The organism is Clostridium formicaceticum (assembly GCF_001854185.1).
GTDB lineage: Bacteria > Bacillota > Clostridia > Peptostreptococcales > Natronincolaceae > Andreesenella > Andreesenella formicacetica.
On sequence record NZ_CP017603.1, the window covers coordinates 3,344,306 to 3,363,631 of the forward strand.

General features: G+C 34.8%; 21 protein-coding genes. 5 read left to right on the plus strand and 16 right to left on the minus strand.

The window, feature by feature from the left end:
- Positions 1 to 145: 145 nt before the first annotated feature.
- Genes BJL90_RS15425 through BJL90_RS15440 form a run of 4 tightly spaced genes read right to left on the minus strand, consistent with a single transcriptional unit; the run spans position 146 to position 3,795 of the window.
- A complete protein-coding gene (locus tag BJL90_RS15425) occupies positions 146 to 1,108 on the minus strand; it encodes a siderophore ABC transporter substrate-binding protein (protein WP_070973309.1) in 963 nt (320 codons plus the stop codon).
- 40 nt (positions 1,109 to 1,148) lie between these two features.
- Entirely contained in the window at positions 1,149 to 1,904 is a 756-nt protein-coding gene (locus BJL90_RS15430) for an iron ABC transporter ATP-binding protein (protein WP_070969934.1), read from the minus strand.
- Positions 1,901 to 2,851: an iron chelate uptake ABC transporter family permease subunit gene (locus BJL90_RS15435; RefSeq protein ID WP_070969937.1), complete on the minus strand. Its 951-nt coding sequence runs from the start codon at positions 2,849 to 2,851 to the stop codon at positions 1,901 to 1,903. Before BJL90_RS15435 ends, BJL90_RS15430 begins: the two co-directional genes overlap by 4 nt.
- The gene (locus BJL90_RS15440; protein WP_070969939.1) at positions 2,848 to 3,795 is read right to left on the minus strand and encodes an ABC transporter permease; all 948 of its coding nucleotides are present in this window, start codon (positions 3,793 to 3,795) and stop codon (positions 2,848 to 2,850) included. The genes BJL90_RS15435 and BJL90_RS15440 overlap by 4 nt, the downstream gene beginning before the upstream one ends.
- A 196-nt stretch (positions 3,796 to 3,991) precedes the next feature.
- On the opposite strand from BJL90_RS15440, the gene BJL90_RS15445 reads away from it, so the two are divergent.
- The 3 genes from BJL90_RS15445 (at position 3,992) to BJL90_RS15455 (ending at position 6,475) form a co-directional block, all read left to right on the plus strand.
- Positions 3,992 to 4,783: a helix-turn-helix transcriptional regulator gene (locus BJL90_RS15445; RefSeq protein ID WP_070973311.1), complete on the plus strand. Its 792-nt coding sequence runs from the start codon at positions 3,992 to 3,994 to the stop codon at positions 4,781 to 4,783.
- 133 nt (positions 4,784 to 4,916) lie between these two features.
- The gene (locus BJL90_RS15450; RefSeq protein WP_070969942.1) at positions 4,917 to 5,123 is read left to right on the plus strand and encodes a DUF1657 domain-containing protein; all 207 of its coding nucleotides are present in this window, start codon (positions 4,917 to 4,919) and stop codon (positions 5,121 to 5,123) included.
- Between the two features lie 38 nt (positions 5,124 to 5,161).
- Positions 5,162 to 6,475, plus strand: a complete 1,314-nt coding sequence (locus tag BJL90_RS15455) for a voltage-gated chloride channel family protein (protein ID WP_070969945.1) — start codon at positions 5,162 to 5,164, stop codon at positions 6,473 to 6,475.
- A gap of 81 nt (positions 6,476 to 6,556) precedes the next feature.
- Here BJL90_RS15455 and BJL90_RS15460 read toward each other — a convergent pair whose 3' ends face one another.
- The 12 genes from BJL90_RS15460 to pduA all read right to left on the minus strand — a co-directional run bounded on the left by BJL90_RS15460 (position 6,557) and on the right by pduA (position 17,006).
- Complete coding sequence (locus BJL90_RS15460) at positions 6,557 to 7,267, minus strand: DUF421 domain-containing protein (protein WP_070969948.1); 711 nt, start codon at positions 7,265 to 7,267, stop codon at positions 6,557 to 6,559.
- 177 nt (positions 7,268 to 7,444) lie between these two features.
- The gene (locus tag BJL90_RS15465) at positions 7,445 to 8,590 is read right to left on the minus strand and encodes an iron-containing alcohol dehydrogenase (RefSeq protein WP_070969950.1); all 1,146 of its coding nucleotides are present in this window, start codon (positions 8,588 to 8,590) and stop codon (positions 7,445 to 7,447) included.
- 338 nt (positions 8,591 to 8,928) lie between these two features.
- Positions 8,929 to 9,477, minus strand: a complete 549-nt coding sequence (locus BJL90_RS15470) for a BMC domain-containing protein (protein ID WP_070973313.1) — start codon at positions 9,475 to 9,477, stop codon at positions 8,929 to 8,931.
- 10 nt (positions 9,478 to 9,487) lie between these two features.
- Positions 9,488 to 10,816 carry a 4Fe-4S dicluster domain-containing protein gene (locus tag BJL90_RS15475; RefSeq protein WP_070969953.1) on the minus strand — a complete coding sequence of 443 codons (1,329 nt, stop codon included), beginning with the start codon at positions 10,814 to 10,816 and terminating at the stop codon, positions 9,488 to 9,490.
- An 81-nt stretch (positions 10,817 to 10,897) separates the two neighbouring features.
- Positions 10,898 to 11,164, minus strand: coding sequence for a EutN/CcmL family microcompartment protein (locus BJL90_RS15480; RefSeq protein ID WP_070969956.1), 267 nt, complete (start codon positions 11,162 to 11,164; stop codon positions 10,898 to 10,900).
- A gap of 70 nt (positions 11,165 to 11,234) precedes the next feature.
- Complete coding sequence (locus tag BJL90_RS15485) at positions 11,235 to 12,695, minus strand: acetaldehyde dehydrogenase (acetylating) (RefSeq protein ID WP_070969959.1); 1,461 nt, start codon at positions 12,693 to 12,695, stop codon at positions 11,235 to 11,237.
- A 71-nt stretch (positions 12,696 to 12,766) separates the two neighbouring features.
- Positions 12,767 to 13,516, minus strand: a complete 750-nt coding sequence (locus tag BJL90_RS15490; RefSeq protein ID WP_070969962.1) for a flavoprotein — start codon at positions 13,514 to 13,516, stop codon at positions 12,767 to 12,769.
- Positions 13,517 to 13,530: 14 nt separating this feature from the next.
- Complete coding sequence (gene eutJ, locus BJL90_RS15495; RefSeq protein WP_070969965.1) at positions 13,531 to 14,358, minus strand: ethanolamine utilization protein EutJ; 828 nt, start codon at positions 14,356 to 14,358, stop codon at positions 13,531 to 13,533.
- A gap of 5 nt (positions 14,359 to 14,363) precedes the next feature.
- A complete protein-coding gene (locus BJL90_RS15500) occupies positions 14,364 to 15,017 on the minus strand; it encodes a phosphate propanoyltransferase (RefSeq protein ID WP_070969968.1) in 654 nt (217 codons plus the stop codon).
- 195 nt (positions 15,018 to 15,212) lie between these two features.
- Positions 15,213 to 15,656 carry a BMC domain-containing protein gene (locus BJL90_RS23160; protein ID WP_070969972.1) on the minus strand — a complete coding sequence of 148 codons (444 nt, stop codon included), beginning with the start codon at positions 15,654 to 15,656 and terminating at the stop codon, positions 15,213 to 15,215.
- A gap of 175 nt (positions 15,657 to 15,831) precedes the next feature.
- Positions 15,832 to 16,704 carry a propanediol utilization microcompartment protein PduB gene (pduB, locus tag BJL90_RS15510; RefSeq protein WP_070969975.1) on the minus strand — a complete coding sequence of 291 codons (873 nt, stop codon included), beginning with the start codon at positions 16,702 to 16,704 and terminating at the stop codon, positions 15,832 to 15,834.
- Between the two features lie 20 nt (positions 16,705 to 16,724).
- Complete coding sequence (gene pduA / locus BJL90_RS15515) at positions 16,725 to 17,006, minus strand: propanediol utilization microcompartment protein PduA (RefSeq protein ID WP_070969978.1); 282 nt, start codon at positions 17,004 to 17,006, stop codon at positions 16,725 to 16,727.
- 217 nt (positions 17,007 to 17,223) lie between these two features.
- Between pduA and BJL90_RS15520 the strand changes: the two genes are divergently transcribed.
- Positions 17,224 to 18,423, plus strand: coding sequence for a sensor histidine kinase (locus BJL90_RS15520; protein ID WP_070969980.1), 1,200 nt, complete (start codon positions 17,224 to 17,226; stop codon positions 18,421 to 18,423).
- Between the two features lie 92 nt (positions 18,424 to 18,515).
- Complete coding sequence (locus BJL90_RS15525) at positions 18,516 to 19,253, plus strand: response regulator transcription factor (RefSeq protein ID WP_070969983.1); 738 nt, start codon at positions 18,516 to 18,518, stop codon at positions 19,251 to 19,253.
- Positions 19,254 to 19,326: the final 73 nt, after the last annotated feature.

Below are 19,326 nucleotides of genomic sequence, written 5' to 3' on the forward strand. Positions count from 1 at the left end.
AAGTTGACAAACGTATAATATTTTAATATATCATATAAAGTCTTATATTTCTAGATTATTTAAAGGTATGAAAAAGGAGCAAACCCATAGGAAATTCCTATAAAGTTTACTCCTTTTTAACCAAGACAGGGTTGTTTAAGTTTTTTTACTGAATAGCCGCCTGAGCTTCTTCTATCATAATATTTGTTCCCTCAAGCCCACCGGATGCTACATACCAAATATGGGAACTTAAGTAATGAATGGCATCATTTTTATAGGCATCTGTCATTTTCACTAAATCATTGTCTAACACTTGTTCTGCCCCTGTGGTTCCCCCTGTAACTGCTGCTCTGTCAATCACGAAGATAATTTCAGGATTTTTTTCCACGATATACTCAAAGGAAATACTTTGACCATGATTAGCTACTTCGATATTTTCATCTGCTGCAGCAAAGCCAAACTCATTGTGTATGATATTGAATCTTGAACCTTTTCCATAAGCGTTTAGGGCACCATCATTTGCCATGATCACTAATGCTTTCTTTTCAGATGCGATTACTTCTTGATTTAATTTAGTAATTTTCTCTTGAATCTTCTGCGATTGATTCTGTACAAAGTCTTCTTTTTCAAAAATTTCTCCTAATGTTGTTAGGTTTTTACCAAAAGACCCAATATAATCCTGGGTGTCTATAGTAAGATATACAGTTGGAGCGATTTTTTCAAATTCTTCATATAAGTCTGCTTGTCTACCAGAGATGAATATTAAATCTGGTTGAAGTTCATAAATTTTTTCATAGTTTGGTTCAAACAAGGTTCCTACATCAGCGTATTGAGAATCATTGTATTTTTCTAGGTATTGGGGAATATTAGATTTAGGTAATCCCATTACTTCTACCCCCATTTGATTTAAAGTATCTAATGTTGCATAGTCAAAGACAATTACTTTTTGAGGGTTTTTTTCTAAAGTAGTCTCACCTAATTCATGAGTAATCGTAAGCACCTCTGCTTCAACAGTTTCTTTACTAGATTCTTGAGATCCTGTATTTCCCGCAGAACTGCAAGCAGTGAGTCCCACAACAGAAATCATAAATAGTAATACCGATAAAACAAACCCTTTCTTTTTGAACATTTTAAACATTTACTTCACCTTCCTGTTTTTAAATTTTTTATTAGAAATAGACGCAGATCTTTTGATTATTAATATTTTCTATTTTAAAATCCATATCATATATTCCTCCAAGAATTTCTTCATCAATAATACGTTCTGTGCTACCTTCGCTAACTACCTTACCATTACTCAAGGCGACAATATGGTCAGAGTAGCAGGAGGCAAAATTGATATCATGGATCACTAAAACAATGGTTTTACCCAAGGTTTTCACCAGCCATTTTAAAATCTTCATAATTTCTACAGCATGTTTCATATCTAAATTGTTCAATGGTTCATCCAAAAGAATGTACTCTGTATTTTGAGCAATCACCATTGCGATGTAAGCCCTTTGTCTTTGACCTCCACTCAACTGATCTAGATGTTTATCTTGTATGTCCTCCAGCTTCATATAGGCTATGGCCCTATCAATATGTTCCCAATCCTCCTGCGTCAAATTTCCTTGAGAATAGGGAAAGCGCCCAAAACTCACCAGTTCTTTTATGGTTAGGCGTATGTTGATGTGGTTTGATTGCTTTAATATAGATATCTTTTTAGAAAGTGCATTATTTTCCCATGTCTCTATCTCTTTACCTTCGATCAAGACTTTCCCAGCATCTTTCTTGTTCAAACGGCTCATGATAGACAACAAGGTGCTTTTTCCAGCGCCATTAGGACCAATAAAAGAGGTGATTTTTTTACTGGGTATCTTGAGCGATACATTATCTACTACTGTTTTGTCACCATATTTTTTTACGATATTCTTTATCTCTATCATGCTTTATTCTCCTTTAACAACAGGTATATAAAATATAATCCTCCCACAAGGTTAATGATAACACTTAAGGGTGTTTTGAAATTTAAAACCCTCTCAATAACCAGCTGCCCTCCAACTAAGGCAATGCTACTCATTAAGATGGAGGTAATAATCAAATATTTATGCTGGTAAGTATTCAACAGCTCTCTAGCAAGATTTACTACCAATAGGCCTAAGAAGGTAATCGGTCCAACTAAGGCGGTTGCTACAGATACCATAATAATAACCACGATTAAGATTCTCTTAACAGATTTATCATAGTCTACCCCTAGATTGATAGCTTCTTCTCGACCCAAAGATAAAACGTCTAGTATCTTCCTATGGGGATAGATGTAAATCCCTATAGATAAAACCATGATTACAGCTATAAGTAGTAAATCTGTATTTACATTATTGAAGCTAGCAAACATTCTACTTTGGACAACGCCAAATTCATTGGGGTCGATTAACATCTGCATGAAAGAAGATAAACTTTGAAACAATGTGCTAAAGATTAATCCTACCAACAATAGAAAGTAAATGTTCTGCTGTTCCTTTTTAAATATAAACTTATAAAGAATGCTTGAAAAAGCAATCATTAATGCAACAGATAATAAAAAGTTTGTATGTCTGCTTACCACGGTTAAGCTGCTACCTGCAAATATGAAAACAACTAAGGTTTGTATGAACATATACAGGGCATCTAATCCTAAAACACTAGGGGTCAATATACGGTTATTGGTAATAGTTTGAAAAACCATAGAGGAAAAAGCAATGATTGACCCTGTCAATACAATGGCTATGATTTTTGGTATTCGCCTAGAGAGCGCATAATTCCAGTTGTTTGCATTGAGACCGATTGATAGAAAGAGTACAATCAGCACAACCGATAAAAGCGTTAGTAAACCTATCTTTTTTTTATAACTCATCCTTTACTCCCCCTTATCAGTAGATAGAGAAATATTAGACTTCCTAATATACCTACTGTAAGTCCGATAGAAACCTCGTAGGGATAAATAATGATACGTCCAAGAATATCACAGAAAAGTAGAAATACTGCACCAAGCAAAGCAGTAGGAACAAGATTCTTTTTTAAATGATCTCCTTGATAGATTGTTACGATGTTTGGAATGATCAACCCTAAAAAGGGGATTCGTCCAACAGTAATTACCACAAGGGAAGTTGATAAGGCTACAATCATCAAACCTAAGTTCACAACCTTGTTGTAGTTTAACCCTAAATTTGCAGAAAACGCCTCTCCCATCCCCGCTACTGTAAATTGATTCGCATATAAATAAGCAAGAATGGTAAGGGGGATACTGAAATATAAAAGTTCATACCTTCCTTTGATTACCATAGAAAAATCTCCCTGCAACCAAGAGGAAATATTTTGCACAAGATCGTACCTATAAGCAAAAAAAGTGGTAATGGCATCTATAATATTACCTAACATAATACCAATAAGCGGTATAAAAATCTCATTTTTAAACCTTACTTTTTTTAGGATTTTCACAAACAGAAAGGTTCCCGCCAAGGCAAATCCAAAGGAAATTAGCATTTTTTGAAAGCTGCTGGCAGAGGAATAGAGTAAAAGAGAAACCAAAATTCCTAACCTAGCACTATCCACTGTTGCAGCAGTTGTTGGAGATACAAATTTATTTCGGGTAATTTGTTGCATAATCAAACCACTTATACCCATGCTCATCCCAGCTACGATAATACTAATAAGCCGAGGAAATCGACTCAGTACTAATATTTGGATTTTTTCTTCATTAAAATATAGGATATCTAAGAAATGAATATTTTTTACCCCTATAAAAATAGAAGAAATAGATAATATGATCAACACAGAAACTAAATATCTTTTTTTCATGTCGCCTCCTTACTAGAATAATGAAGTATTCTATTTGACACCCCCTTGACTCCATTGTTATAATAAATCATATCATTTGAACTTGATTTTCTTTCTCATTAATAATACCAATTAAAAGAGAATTGTTCTTAAGTATATTTCTATTTTTATAACTATATTTCTGTATTTTTAAAAAGGAGTTGAAATATTATTGGAGATGGTTTATAGTGCTTCAGGCAAGAGACATATTTTTGATACTATGAAGAAATTTTTTTTATGTACCCATATACCAATGAAAGCCCTTACCTATGAGGGAGAGTTGTTACATACTGTAGGATATAATAAAAGACTAGAGGATATTTACGGGTACCAAAATATTTTTGAAAAAATCGAAGAAGAACTATGTACAAAAGACAGTACTGCCACCCTAACCCTTTCTTTTGAGGCTATAAATTTTACGGTTTTTTATATTTGCCCTAAGAATATTCATAGGGGCGTCTATATTATTGGACCCTATAGCATTTATCCTGGACAGAATAAAGAAATTGTATATAAACCGGAGGGCTGTATTCCCCATCTCATTTCTTTATTACGGAATATTGCAGGGGACAGTGATTTTATCAGACAAAAAAAGTTAAATACCTATAGCTTGTATGTAAAAAAAGCCCTGGATTATATGGATGCTAAATATAATGCTCCTTTAAATGTAAGTTGTGTGGCAGAATATCTTGGCATTAGCAAGTGTTATTTTTGTTCTATTTTAAAAAAAGAGACCAACAAAACCTTTACGCAGGTATTAAATGAAATTCGAATTGAGAAAAGCAAAATTCTGCTATTGAAGGGAGATCAATCTATCTTGGATGTTGCTATTTCCGTAGGCTACAATAATCAAAATTATTATAATATGACTTTTAAAAAACTTACGAAAATGACCCCCCTTCAATTTAAAAATCATAGGAATACAAGTAAAGATGATGCTTCTTTTAATTCTTTTAAAATGATCCTATAATATCCTATAATTGGGTTAAAATATCTTTTCCAGTTATTTCCCTTTCTCCTAATTCTTTATCACATAGACGCCCATTGGAATTTTAAAATATAACTTTGGTTAAACTAACTTTGGTGAAAGAGAGGTGACTGGCATGACGGTTCAAAGTGACTTAGAAAAAGCTATGGCATATTGTGAAGCTATAAAAGGAAGTTATGCTATGATGGCGCATTCCACCGAAGACCAGCAGGCAAAGCAGATGTTTAACAGTATGAAGGCTGACCTCGAAAAACATATGGAGTTTCTCAGTGGAAGATTGGAATATCTAAGCCAAAATAATGAATTAAATAAGAAAAATTAATTTTCAAGCTTATTTTCTAACAAAGGAGAACTATCACTATGAGAACCTTAAGGAATAAATTTTTTAATCCTACTGTAAAGCATAGGCATATGACATTTGTTGCGACGCTTACCAAATGGGTGCTTTGGGGAAGTATCGTTGGTGCCATTGTGGGTTCCACATCGGCTTTGCTAATCAATTTTAATGATTTTCTTACAGAGTCGCGGGAAGCTAATCCAATTTTGTTATTTTTCCTCCCTATAGGTGGTATTGTGATAGGTTATATTTATATGTATTATGGTAAAGGTTCTCGTAAAGGAAACGACTTAGTTTTAGAACATATTCATCACGGGCAGGGAGAGATTCTTCTAAGGATGGGACCTATTGTTTTCTTATGTACCTTTATCACCCATCTATTTGGCGGGTCAACAGGCAGAGAAGGTGCAGCTATACAGATGGGTGCAAGCATATCTGAAGCAGTAAATCGTCTATTTAAGATCGATAAAATAGATCGTAGAATTCTCATTATTAGTGGAGTAAGCGGTGGTTTTGGCTCTGCTTTTGGAACACCTATAGCAGGAACAATTTTTGGCATGGAGGCTATCGTCATAGGCAAAACCAAGTATGAAGCTCTGATTCCTTGCTTTGTTGCTAGCTTTATGGGCCATTATGCAGCAACTGCATGGGGAATTCATCACGATCATTTTATTATAAAAACTGTCCCCGATATTAATACAATGAACCTTATAAAAATTATGGGTTTATCAATTGTTTTCAGCTTTATTAGTGTTTTATATAGTCAGTTAAGACATGAGATAAAAACTATTTCTGATACATACTTAAAAAATCTTATGACTAGAGCCTTTGTTGGAGGGGTTGTTATTATAGCCTTAACCTATTTAATAGGCTCTAGAGATTATCTTGGTCGTGGCTTGCCAATGGTTAAAAGAGCCTTTGAGGGACAAGTTCCCACCTTTGCATTCTTAGCCAAAATCATATTTACTGCCATTACAATGGGAACTGGTTTTCGTGGTGGAGAAGTTATTCCTCTTTTTTTTATGGGAGCAACACTAGGAAATACTTTAGCTCCTGTAGTGGGCTTTCCGCCCTCTTTTCTTGCTGCTATAGGCATGGTTGCTGTGTTTTGTGGAGCAGCCAATACACCGATTTCTGCTTTTCTTCTGAGCATGGAAATGTTTGAAGGAAAAGGGATCACCTATTTCTTTATGGCTTGTTTAATCAGTTTCATATTTTCAGGGCATCACGGTATCTATGCTGCCCAAAAAATATATGAACCTAAAAGCAGAATGCTAAATCTCCCTGCAGGAAAAACAATTACTTCTATTGAAGAAAATAAAAAAGTTCAGGAATAAAGCTGAACTTTTTTAAGTAGTTTGGACTGTGGTGCAATTTAATATAGCGGTGAAAATTCAATAGATGCTTTAAGTTTTTTACTAAATAATAAAATTCTTTCTGAAAATGCTAGTTTCAGCCATTTTAGATATGCATAGCCTCCCTTCTGTATTAATATCTACATAAAAGGCCTCATCAAAACCGTTTATACCATTTCTTTTTAATTCTTCTAGTAACCATATTTTATTTAAGCCAAGTTTTTGTAAGTTTTCTTCATAAACCCTCCCATCTATGATAAGTGGAATCGTCAGACCTTTATATTTTGTAGTAATTTTCATATCATTGGGTGTTAGTGGTTGAAATTCTGATTTTTTCATTACACTGATATTTCCACTATCCTCTACAATAGCAAATTCAACCTCATTAATATCAAAAATCCCTTTTTCTCTTAAGAACATTAAGACATTTTCAATAGAATACCTTACTTTCTTCATATTTGATTTAATAAATTTTCCATTCTGCAAAATTACAATTGGTTCAAAAGTAACCTTGCCGCCAAATTTTCGGTTTTTCACCGTAAAATGACTTATAAAATATTGGATGCTAATCAACAATACTATAGCATAGGCTGTTGGTAAATGGGGGATCTTAGGATCAGCAATATCTGCGCCCACCACATTACCTAATATAATAATGGTTAAAAAGTCAAATACCGGAAGCTCACCGATTTTTCTCCTGCCGGTCATTAGTATAAGGATTAATAACAAACCCATTATAAAAATAATTCTAAAAGTTAGCTTCAAATATTCCATAAAATCCAGAGCCTCCCATAAGTTATATTAAATGATAACTTTATTGTTCCAAAGTAATAATTTAAAATACAATGAAGATTTATAGACCCTTAATTTAATATAGATAGATAGCAACAGCAAAAAACCCCTCAGGGAGGGGTTTTTTCATTTAAAAAAACTTAAACTAGATTATAAAAATTAAGCAATTTTCTTAAATAATTCTATTAATTTTTCTTTGTCAAAGTATACTGGATTTGCACCTGCGCACGCATCATTCATAGCATTTTCAGCAAGTTTCTCAAAATCAGGATTATCAACGCCAACTTCTTTTAAAGATTTTGGTATACCCACTTCTTCTGCAAGAGCTTTCATTTTGCTTATTACAAAATCAACACATTCTTGATCAGTTTTGTCGGCAACATTCATACCAATTACTTCAGCAATGGCACGGAATTTTTCAGGAGCCCCTTTTGCATTTTCTTCTTGAACAATAGGAAGAAGCATAGCATTACATACACCGTGAGGTAGATCATATAACCCACCTAATTGGTGTGCCATAGCGTGCACATTACCTAATCCTGCATTACTGAAGGCAATACCATTTAGGAAACAAGCATAACCCATCTGCTCTCTTGCTTCAGCATCATTACCATCCTTCACTGCTCTTGGAAGGAATTCAAAAACCTGTTTAATGGCATATAAGGCTGTTGAATCTGTCACATCATATGCACCCTTAGCCACTACTGCTTCAACAGCATGTGTTAAAGCATCCATACCTGTTGCAGCAGTTAATGCTGCTGGTTTACCTAACATAAGCTCTGGATCATTTACTGTAATTGAAGCAAGTGAGTTTGTGTCTACCATAATCATTTTTACATAACGTTCTTCATCTGTGATAACGTAGTTGATGGTAACTTCTGCTGAAGTACCTGCAGTTGTTGTAATAGCGACGATTGGAAGACATTTTTCTGTAGTTTTATTTACACCTTCATAGTCTCTTGTATCGCCACCATTTGTAGCAAGAATTGAAATTGCTTTTCCACAATCCTGTGGTGAGCCTCCACCAACAGTAATAACAAAATCACAATTTTCTTTTTTAAGTACAGCTAAACCATCATTAACATTAGTAACTGTAGGATTCGGTTTAACATCATCATAGATAACATAAGGTAGATTGATTTCATCTAGTAAATCCGTTACCTTCTTAACAGTTCCATTAGAAACTAGAAATTTATCACTCACAATAAATGCCTTTTTTGTACCTAAAGCTTTAACAGGCTCCTTCAATTCTGCAAGACAACCTCTTCCAATTAAGTTAACTGGTGGAACATAATAAATACTCATCAATATTTCCCCTTTCCATGTTGTAATTATTGGTTGTTATGAAAATATAAAATATAAATTATAGTATATGATTACTATAAAACCTATAACAATTTTTGAAACGACATAACATAATGCAATTTTCTAAGTAAGTTTATATTGTACTTATTTAAGAACGAAGTTCGTTATTTGGTTCACGTTCTAAATTTAACATAGTTATGTCTCATTGTCAAGTAAGTTAGAAATTGTAGTTCAATTTACTTCGAGGATGTCGTGCTTGATCCCCCCTTTACAGAAGTGAGAATTTTAGCACTACACCAAAGGATAAATTTAAATAAAATAAAGGCTATTATTTGTGTTTATAGCAATATTTTTTTTAGATCTGTATGAGGAGAAGCAATCACAATATGATTCACTATATTTCCACTTTCTTTTATCACATGGATGCCTGCTTCAATGGATGCTTCCACCTCTGCAATATCTCCCGTCATGATTACATAGGATTTTCCCCCAATGCCTGAACCTAGTCGTATCTCTAAAAGGGAAACCCCTGATGCCTTTACACAAGCATCTGCTGCAAGAATCAATGAAGCTATAGCAAAACTTTCTATAACGCCAATAGCCTTAATCGTATCTATATTTGTACTCCCTGTAATCGCGGGAAAAATTTGCTCATCTACATTGGGAATAATGAGATCGTCTACAAGAAATTCGCCACCTAAATCTTTAGCACTTCTAATTGAATTTTCTACATCTGTTACATTCCCATGGATAAGGGTTATATATTTTCCAGGGCAGGTTGGTGTAGAAATTGTTACTTCAACATTGGCTGCCTTCAGCATATGATCTGCTACTTCTATTCCCTTTGCAATACTATTAAATTCAACCATTCCTATTGCTCTTATCATATCATCCCCCCTATTCTTCAACTTCAATGGTGATTGCATCAGAAGCCACCTGCGTAATGATACCTGAAATACTGGCATGAATATTTGCCCCTAGCTTATCCTCAGCAATTTTAGCGATTAAATCTCCTGCTTTTACGCTGCTACCTTCCTCAACAATAGCTGTAGCTGGTGCGCCTACATGCTGCTTCAAGGGTAGGACTACTTTTTTGGGTGCATACTGATTTTCTATGAGGGGTGAAGCAAGATCATATTGCTTGATGCCAAGCCTTTGAACCAGTCTTTTCACAGGAATACTTCTATATTCTCTATAGGGTGATGCCTCATAGATTTTGCCTTTATGATCTACTTTTATGCCTGCCTTCATAAATTCCTGTTTTATCATGCCATTTACTTTTCTTGGAGATAGCCCATTTGGGCATGCATATAGTTCACAAGCCCCACACTCTGAACAGCCTACAGCTGTTTTAAATCCCTCCATATTTGAAAGTCCATAATTAATGGTTCTCATAATGATATGAGGCTTCACATCATGTCCTAATAAACTTCGAGGGCATAGGGCTGTACATCTAGTACATTGTATACAAGCAATTTTTGACTGTTTGACTGTTTGTTTGATAGTCATACTTTTTTTCTTAATCAATGTATGATCTTTATCTAGAAGAATAATGGCCTTTGTTGTTTTGGTAATAGGCTTATCAAAATCAGCAACAATGTTCCCCATCATAGGGCCACCATCAATAGCCACCTTTCCTTCAAGGTTTTCAACGCCACATATTTTTAATACTTCTCTATAGCTGATTCCTATAGGGAGCTTATAGGTAAAGGGATTTGGCACCTCTCCAGTTACGGTTACATACTTATAAATCACAGGATATCCCTTCATTGCATGAAACACATTGAGGACGGTTTCAACGTTGCATACAATACAACCAACGTTGAAAGGGATGCCTCCCTGCGGCACGACTTTCTTTAATACTTCATATACAGTTACCTGTTCATCTCCTGCAGGATAAATATCATCTAGTTCAAAAACTTCAATCTTGTCATATTTAGATAAGACTTGATTGATTTTCTTTATTACCTCCATATGCTTCCTTTTAATAGCGATAAATGCCTTCTTTGCTTCTGTCTTTTGCAGGACAATATTTAGTGCCTCAGCAATTTCCTCAGTATAGTGTTCAAGTAATTGCTGGTCCACTTTTATAAGTGGTTCACACTCAGCTGCATTTACAATGATATATTCAGCAGTGGCAGATAACTTTATATGTGTTGGAAAACCAGCTCCACCGGCACCAACAATACCACTTTCTTTAATCTTGTCTATCCATCTATCCGTCATTTCTATCCCCCTACAAGAAATATTCTCATCAATAATTTATACAATGATAAAATCAATGGGAGCATTGGTTTATTTAAAGTACTATTCAATATCTATCTCAACCGAATCTATAATACCAACGATAGCCATATCAGAAGAAATTCTTATATCTTCATAGGCTGAGCTTCCCCAGTCTATTAAAACAATTTCCCCAGAACCAGCTCCTACTGTATCCACTGCAACAAAAACATTATCCTTTATGCTGTTTCCCTTCTCATCTATAGATCTAACCAGTAAAAGTTTAGCTCCAACCAGATTTTGATTTTTTTGTGTCGATACAACTCTGCCAATTACTTTTGCTAGAAACATAGGTTAAGCCCCTTTTTACAAATATTTTTTAAGATCAAAGTTCTAGCAAGGGCTGTATTTGTAATCCTTGCTAGATATTCATTTTTTCCATAATGCTCTTGATAAGGCTTTCAACATACTCTTCTGATAGGTCTATCCCTTCACTTGTAGTAGGTTGTGCTCCTTTTAAATCTTCCAGTTCTCTGGTACCATAAGCTAATTTTCTTATATTCAATAGGTTCATAGGTCCAACGTTGTCTGAAGTTGCACTACCCCCTACAGCGCCGCAACCTAGGGTCAATGCCGGTACAATATTGGTTGTTCCTCCTATACCTCCAAGAGCCCCTGGTGTGTTTATCAATATTCTTGATACTGGTTTTTTAAGGGCAAATTCTTGAATTAGCGCTTCATTATTTGAGTGGAGGATAAGGGTATGGCCTTTTCCTTCATTCATTAGTAGTTCTATGCATCGGTCACATGCCTTTTCCCAATTTTCCTCGCTATAGAATGCAAGAATAGGTGCAAGCTTTTCTCTTGAATAAGGATTGTTTTTTCCAACGGTTGTTTGTTCTGATATTAATAATTTTGTTCCTGATGGAATACTTAATCCTGCAAGTTCAGCTAGTACCTCTACAGATTTACCTACGATTTGAGGATTCATGGTGCCGTTTTCTCGTAAGATATATTTCCCTAATTTTAGGGATTCTTCTTCATTCAGGAAATAAGCCTTCTGTCTCTTTAGTTCTGCAACTACCTGCTCCTTCATACAGGATTCAACGACAATAGATTGCTCAGAAGCACAGATTACCCCATGATCAAAGGTTTTACTATCTATAATTCGCTTGACTGCTAGTGCAATATCCGCTGATTTTTCTATAAATGCTGGGCCGTTTCCTGGTCCTACTCCTATGGCTGGTGTTCCTGAGCTATAGGCAGCTTTCACCATAGCTTCTCCACCAGTTGCTAGGATTAAAGCAGTATCCTTATGCTTCATGAGTTCATTGGTGCCTTCTACTGAAGGAAAGGGCAGACATCCTATGCTATCTTCAGGCGCCCCAGCTTCTATAGCAGCGTCCTTTAATATCTTTACTGTTTCTAGAATACAGTTTTTAGCACTTGGATGGGGTGAAAATACAATAGCATTTCCTGCCTTTAATGCAATGATTGCTTTATATATGGTTGTTGATGTGGGGTTTGTTGAAGGAATAAGTGCTGCTATAACACCTACAGGTACCGCTATATCTACTACTTTGTTTTTTTCATCTCTATTGATGATGCCAACGGTTTTTATATCTTTAATATAGTTGTAGAGGGTTCTGCTGGCAAAGGTATTTTTCAGTACCTTATCTTCCCAATTACCAAAACCCGTCTCTTCATTTGCTAATTTAGCTAATTTTACAGCTTCTCTTTCTGCTGCCTCCACCATGTTTTTTACAATAGCATCTATTTTTTCTTGAGAAAACGCTTGTATTTTTTCTTGAGCTTTTTTTGCCTTTGTTATGATGTCTCTGGTTACTTGTATTGCCAGCAAATCTTTATCTAATTTTTCCATTTAATCAATCTCCCGTCCGTTAAGATTTGAAATCAATAGTTATGTTTCCTTTTACAATGATCAACATAGAACTACTCGCCATATGTAACATTGATTTTATTACTATAAATATAATCTCTAGCTAAAGGTGTAATGATTGTTCCTTTTTGAATCACAATTCCACAATCATTTTCAATTCCTTTAAGATCTGTTAGTGTGACAATAGAAGATTCAAAGAAGTGCTTGTTTTTAACAGTTGCTTTTTCTTTTTCCAATGGTTGAGGTAGTGATTTATTAAACTGATTTTGAATAGTGCCTTTAAATTCTTTTGCGTCAATGATTTTTACACCAAAGCTGCTTAAAGTTTCTTCATATTTTAAAAACATTGCATTGTAGAGGGAATTTTTTGAAAGTCCATTGGAAATATTTATAGGATTCTCAGGAGCATAACTATCTCTTACAGCAATGATTTCTTTATTCATCATCAGAGCCCTTGCTATACCAGTGGTTACCAAATTATCTGCAATACCAAGAGCAGCTTTCGATAAGGTATTTTTTGTCATTATAGGAATAAGAATAAAACTAGCATGATTTATTGCGCTATCCAACTTATCTATCCTATCTATGATATTGCCCTTTAGCTTTTTGATGGATGTCTCATCTAACAGTTTTTTTGCTGCATCCGTCATAACAATGTCATAGCTTATTAACTCAGAGTCTGATAGTGTATCTAATAAGATTTCTACATTTACGGTGCCGCCACTAATAAATAACAGCAGGCGTTTATTGATGAGGGGGAGTATTTCTGCAACAATACTCTTGATTATTTTTTCTATATTCACAAATTCACCTCGTTTTAGCTAACAGACATGGAAATACCAATAGGGGTTACAAGCAATGGATTATAGGGTTTTATGGTCTCTATGCCTATATATTTTTCGAAGACCTTTTCAATACCATCAAGACAGCAGGTTCCTCCTACTAGGTAAATCCGTTCTATGTCAAATCCAGTAATACTTTTTAAAACGATATCGGCCATTTTTTCAACGACTGGTCTTACAACAGGAAAAACCTTATGATAATTTTTAGGATCTAGTTTGAATTTCTCTGCTTCCTCAAAGGATATGCCATAGTTTCCTGCTACAACCAAGGTAAGATGTGTTCCTCCAGTTGGTTCATCCACCGATAAAGTAACCTGCCCCTTTTCTATGATAGAGATCCCTGTTGTTCCACCACCAACATCAACAACTGCACCGTTATCTATATTTAGTACTCTGGCTGCTGCTTCAGGCTCGTCGACGACATTTATCACCTCAAAGCCACAGCTTTCAACTACATTTGTGATCACTTTAATATTTCCTGTGCTTATTCCTGGCGGTATAGCTGTTGCTGCATAACAAAGCTGTTTATTGATTCTTTTTTCGACTTTTTCCTTAAGGCCATGAACAATGTCAACTGCTTTTATATAATCTACCACGATGCCATCTTTAACCACGTTGGCAGACTGCATTGCTCCTATAATAGGACGATTCTTTTTATCTAAAACAGTAAGAACGATATTGGAGGTTCCTAAATCTACCCCCACCTTGATATCATCACAAATTTCTATTGGGAGATGTTCAGTATCACCTTTAATCATCTTTTCTTCTGTTGCTTTTACGATAGCATTGGCTTTTTCCAACATCACGATCACCTAGTTTTTCCAATGATTCTCACTAAATCATTATTTTTAACTTCAGCTGCATTGGCCTCATCTGTATCTAGATGTAATTCTAATGCCGAATTTTCAGTAGCTCTTACCAATACGTTGCTGAATACAACTTTTTTCTCCCCTACAGTTTCTACATCTACGAAGGCGCCATCTTCTATGCCAAACCTTTCAATATCTTCAAGCGGCATATGGATATGTCGTTGTGCACATATTACTTTTTCTTTTAAAACCGTCATGCCCTTCGGCCCAATGACACAAAGACTGGCGGAAGCTTCTAAATCACCAGAACTTCTTACCGGAGGCTTTATACCTAAGCTATAGGCATCTGTTCTGGATAACTCAATCTGACTACTTTTTCTTATGGGACCGAGAATTCTAACTTTCGTAAAACATCCTTTAGGACCAGCAATACACACGGTTTCCTCCGCTGCAAATTGACCTGGCTGTTTTAATTTATTTTTAACTGTAAGTTCATATCCTTTGCCAAATAAAATTTCTAAATCTTCCTGGCTAATATGCATATGTCTATTAGATATACCTATTTCTATACATAAGCTTCTATCTTTAATTTCTGATTTTTTAAGGATTTCGGCTACAATATCTCCAATAAGTGTATTATCCTGTTTCATCATTTATATCACCCTCAGTTTTTCTCTTTGTAATTTATACACCAACTTCGAGGCTGTCCTTTTTTTCTAGAACACAGTGGATCACTGCATAAATTGCACAGACTATTTTTGTTTTTTTCTCTACTTTTGTATCATCTGTTTTTTCATTTTTATTTTGAAATTTTTCTTTGTTATTTAAGATGATTTTCTTTTCTATCTCTATCTTTTTTTTTCACCATCATCGTCATTAGTAGCATCATCAGTTTTTAAAAAAGTTTTTTCAACTATATCACTAGCTGCTATCATTTCTTTTGCATCGGATATATTGATATATTGTTTTTCATCTATTTCACAAAAGTCTTTGCTGTCTTCGTTTTCAGGGATGCTTGTCTTCGTTTTTATCATACTTTCTATTCCTTCTGCAGGTCTTGGAATAATCAGTGTGGCTAGTACTTGACTTATTTTTGAAGCACTTATCTTTGCCGCATCAATTGCTGATTTAACTGCTCCTATATTGCCTTGAACCTTCACAGTTACTAAACCACCTGTGGATAGTTCATATCCTATCAATTGAACATTGGCTGATTTTACACATACATCTGCAGCTTCTATTGCTCCAGTCATCCCTATTACTTCAATAAGACCAAGGGCTTGGTTATCCATCATAAACCCTCCCTTTTTAAGTTTAAGTTTTAAAATTTCTTTTGTTTTTTAGAACACCCTCATAAACATACGCCTATGAAGTTTAATATACGAAAGGTGAAATTCTTTAGGCACAGTATATTAAACTTCAAGGCGAAAAATATAGCTTTATCTTAAGGCATGTACTGAAATCATCTTAAATATATGGCTGTGTAGTAGAAGTAGGATTTTGCCCCATAGACCTTAGTATACTCATCCCCACTTCTCGTGCTGCAATAATGGATTGTCTAACAGCTCCAGAATCTCCAGAGATCACGATAATAAATTCATTTGAATGAGCTGTACCAACACTCGGACTTGAATAGGATAAAAGGTCTACGTTGGCAGTTTTGAGGGCAGTGTCTGACATCACTAAACCCACTGCAGCTGGTGCCCCAACAATTAATCCAAAAGCTTTTCCTATAGGGGCATTAAAAGCTTTTTCTAAAGCTAAGCTGGCTCTAGCACTATATTGAAATTCAAGATGTCCTGCATCACAGCCATAAACATCACCAAAGGTTCTATCTAATTCCTTTAAAGCAACTTCAACAGCTCTTCTTGCATCTGATACATCTTCAGCTGCAAGTACGATAAGACAACCATGGCCGGCACCACCTTTTGTATCTCTTGCAAGTTCTACAGAGACAATCTCTGTATTTGTAGCTTTTACGGCTTCGTCTGCTGCCATAATTTGTGGTCCTGCACCTGTTCTTCCGCTAATAATGCCAATGGATCTATATTTGGGATCCATTCCCATTTTTTCATGAAGATGTCTATCTAAATTGGCGATAACCAAACCAACAGTATCTCCAATTGCACATCCTACATATTCAGTAATAGCAGGGGAATCATTTACCACATTCATGCTCCTTTCTTGCTGTATAGCGTCACTTTTCTTTTCTTCTTTTACTTCTGCTTTAGGCTCTAGAACCTCAGATTCAGGGCTGTTTTGTAAATTTGCATCTGGATTTTGACCATTTATACTTTTTTTTATTTCCTCCAGAACCCTATCAATGATATATTGATCCATGATTTCACCTCAATTTTAAACTATTTAGATAATTGTGGTAGTATTTTTTCAACATCTGTATGTGGTCTTGGAATCACATGTACTGAAATAACCTCTCCGACTCTTTTGGCAGATGCAACACCAGCATCTGTTGCTGCTTTCACAGCACCTACGTCTCCTCTTACCATAACAGCTACTAATCCTGAACCAACTTTTTCATAACCGATTAATGCTACGTTTGCAGCCTTAACCATTGAATCCGCAGCTTCTATTGCGCCTACTAAACCTTTTGTCTCTATCATACCTAATGCTTCTTGTCCCATAACGGCACCTCCATAAATTTTGTATTATTTTCTTTTGTAATTATGCTTTATTATAAATAAATTCTATTATTAAACAGGGCATCTTTTCTTGACTATATTGACTGGATATTGTACTATATAGACTAAATATTATTGTATTATTTTGATTTTATTGCAATTTATCAAAAAATTCCTTAAAAAAATTCTATCGTTTGTAACTACAAAGGGAGACTTCATCATGCATTTATTAGATAATTTTAAAGTAGATATAAAAACCCTGACGGATATTCAAAGCAGATTAGCAAAATTAGTGGATGTCCCTACCATTATCGTAGATCCCAAAGGCAATCCTGTTAGTGAAATAAGTAATTTTACCCCCTTCTGCAAGCTCATTCGTTCTTCTCCAAAAGGTTCTAAAAAATGTATAGCTTGTGATGCTGAGGCCGGTCTTATCGCTGTAGAAAAGAAAACCCCCAGGACCTATACTTGTCATGCTGGACTGATAGATTGTGTTTCGCCGATTATTGTGAATGGTCATTTTTTAGGCTCTGTATTGGGAGGACAAGTTTTAATTGATGGGGAACAAACAAGAGATGCTATTGATATCAAAGGAATTTCTAAGAAATTTGAAATACCTATAGATCTGCTAGAAAAATCCCTTGAATTTATTCCAGTGGTTTCTCGCGAATACTTACAAAATTATGTAGACTTTTATAACTTTCTTGCCAATCAGATAGCACAAATGGGCATTCATAGATTGACGCAAGAAAAACTGTTAAAAGAAAGCAGGGAAAAGCTTCAATTGGAACAACAAGCTAAAAAAATGGAATTAAAAACAATTCGTGCTCAAATCCATCCTCATTTTCTCTTCAACACTTTAAATACAATTGCTAGAATGGCGTTAATTGAGGATGCACCAAAAACTGAAGAGCTAATTTATCAGCTTTCGAATTTATTAAGGTATAACTTAAAAAATGTAGAGGATTTACCTCGAATAAGGGACGAGATTACGAATATTAAAAGATATCTTTCTATTCAAACCTTCAGATACAGCGATCGAATAAGTTATGAAATAGATATAGATGAATCCATAATGGAATATAGAATTCCTTCCATGATCTTACAGCCCATCGTAGAAAACTCTATGATTCATGGACTTGAACCTAAAAAAGAAGGGGGAAAAATAACCATTACAGGAAAGTTTCTATCCGATAAAGACTTATTAATTAAGGTAAGTGATGATGGAAGAGGTATTGGCCCTAAGTTGCTTCATACACTAAACAGTTTAAGTGATATGCCTAATGACCATGCAGGTATTGGTATTAAAAATACCAGTGATAGAATTCGGCATCATTTTGGTAAATCCTATAGTATAAAAATAGAAAGTGAATTAGATAGCTTCACCACAGTATACATCCATATTCCACGCATTAGATAGTTTGACTAAATTTTTAGTAGGCTTTATCCTTTAAGTCTCATTTTATAAAACTTTTGGAAAGTAGTAAGCACCTGTTTTAGGAGGTTATTCAAGTGTACAAACTTATGATTGTTGAAGATGAACCTATTGAAAGAAAAGCATTAAGAATGATACTAAGTAGACATTTTTTCAATTTGGATATTGTAGAAGATGCAAAAAATGGGATAGAAGCGGTAGATTTGGCTAAAATCTATAAGCCAGATATTATACTTATGGATATTAAGATGCCTGAAAATACTGGACTTGAAGCTCAAAAAAGAATTATTAAATTTTTACCAGAGGTAAAAACCATCGTATTGACAGCCTATAGTGATTTTAACTATGCCCAGGAAGCGATTAAAAGCGGTGCAGTAGATTATCTGCTAAAGCCAGCTAATGCAGGTGATATAAAGACTGCTGTAGAAAAAGCGATTGCTTCTATACAAAATAAAGAATCATTAAAAACAAATCACCCCCAGCCCATAGATGTTTCAGAAAATGTTTTGGAGGCTGCAATGTCTTATATAGAAAAGAACTTTACTGAAAAAATAACCCTTGATACAGTAGCCAATTTCGTACATTTACACCCTCAATATTTTAGTAAATATTTTAAAAAAAATTTAGGCATCACCTTTACAGATTATATTGCAAAATTAAGAATTGAAAAAGCTAAAAATCTTATGATTCATCCAGAAAAAACCATCGCGCAAGTAGCTTTAGAGGTTGGCTACACTGACCCTGCATATTTTAGCAAGGTTTTTCTAAAATATGAACAACAATCTCCCTATAAATATAAAAGGAACAACATCTAAAATGCAGATATTCAAGTTAGAATCTTGAATTATACCTATAAAATTTTACAGGGTTATTGGTTGAAATTACCAT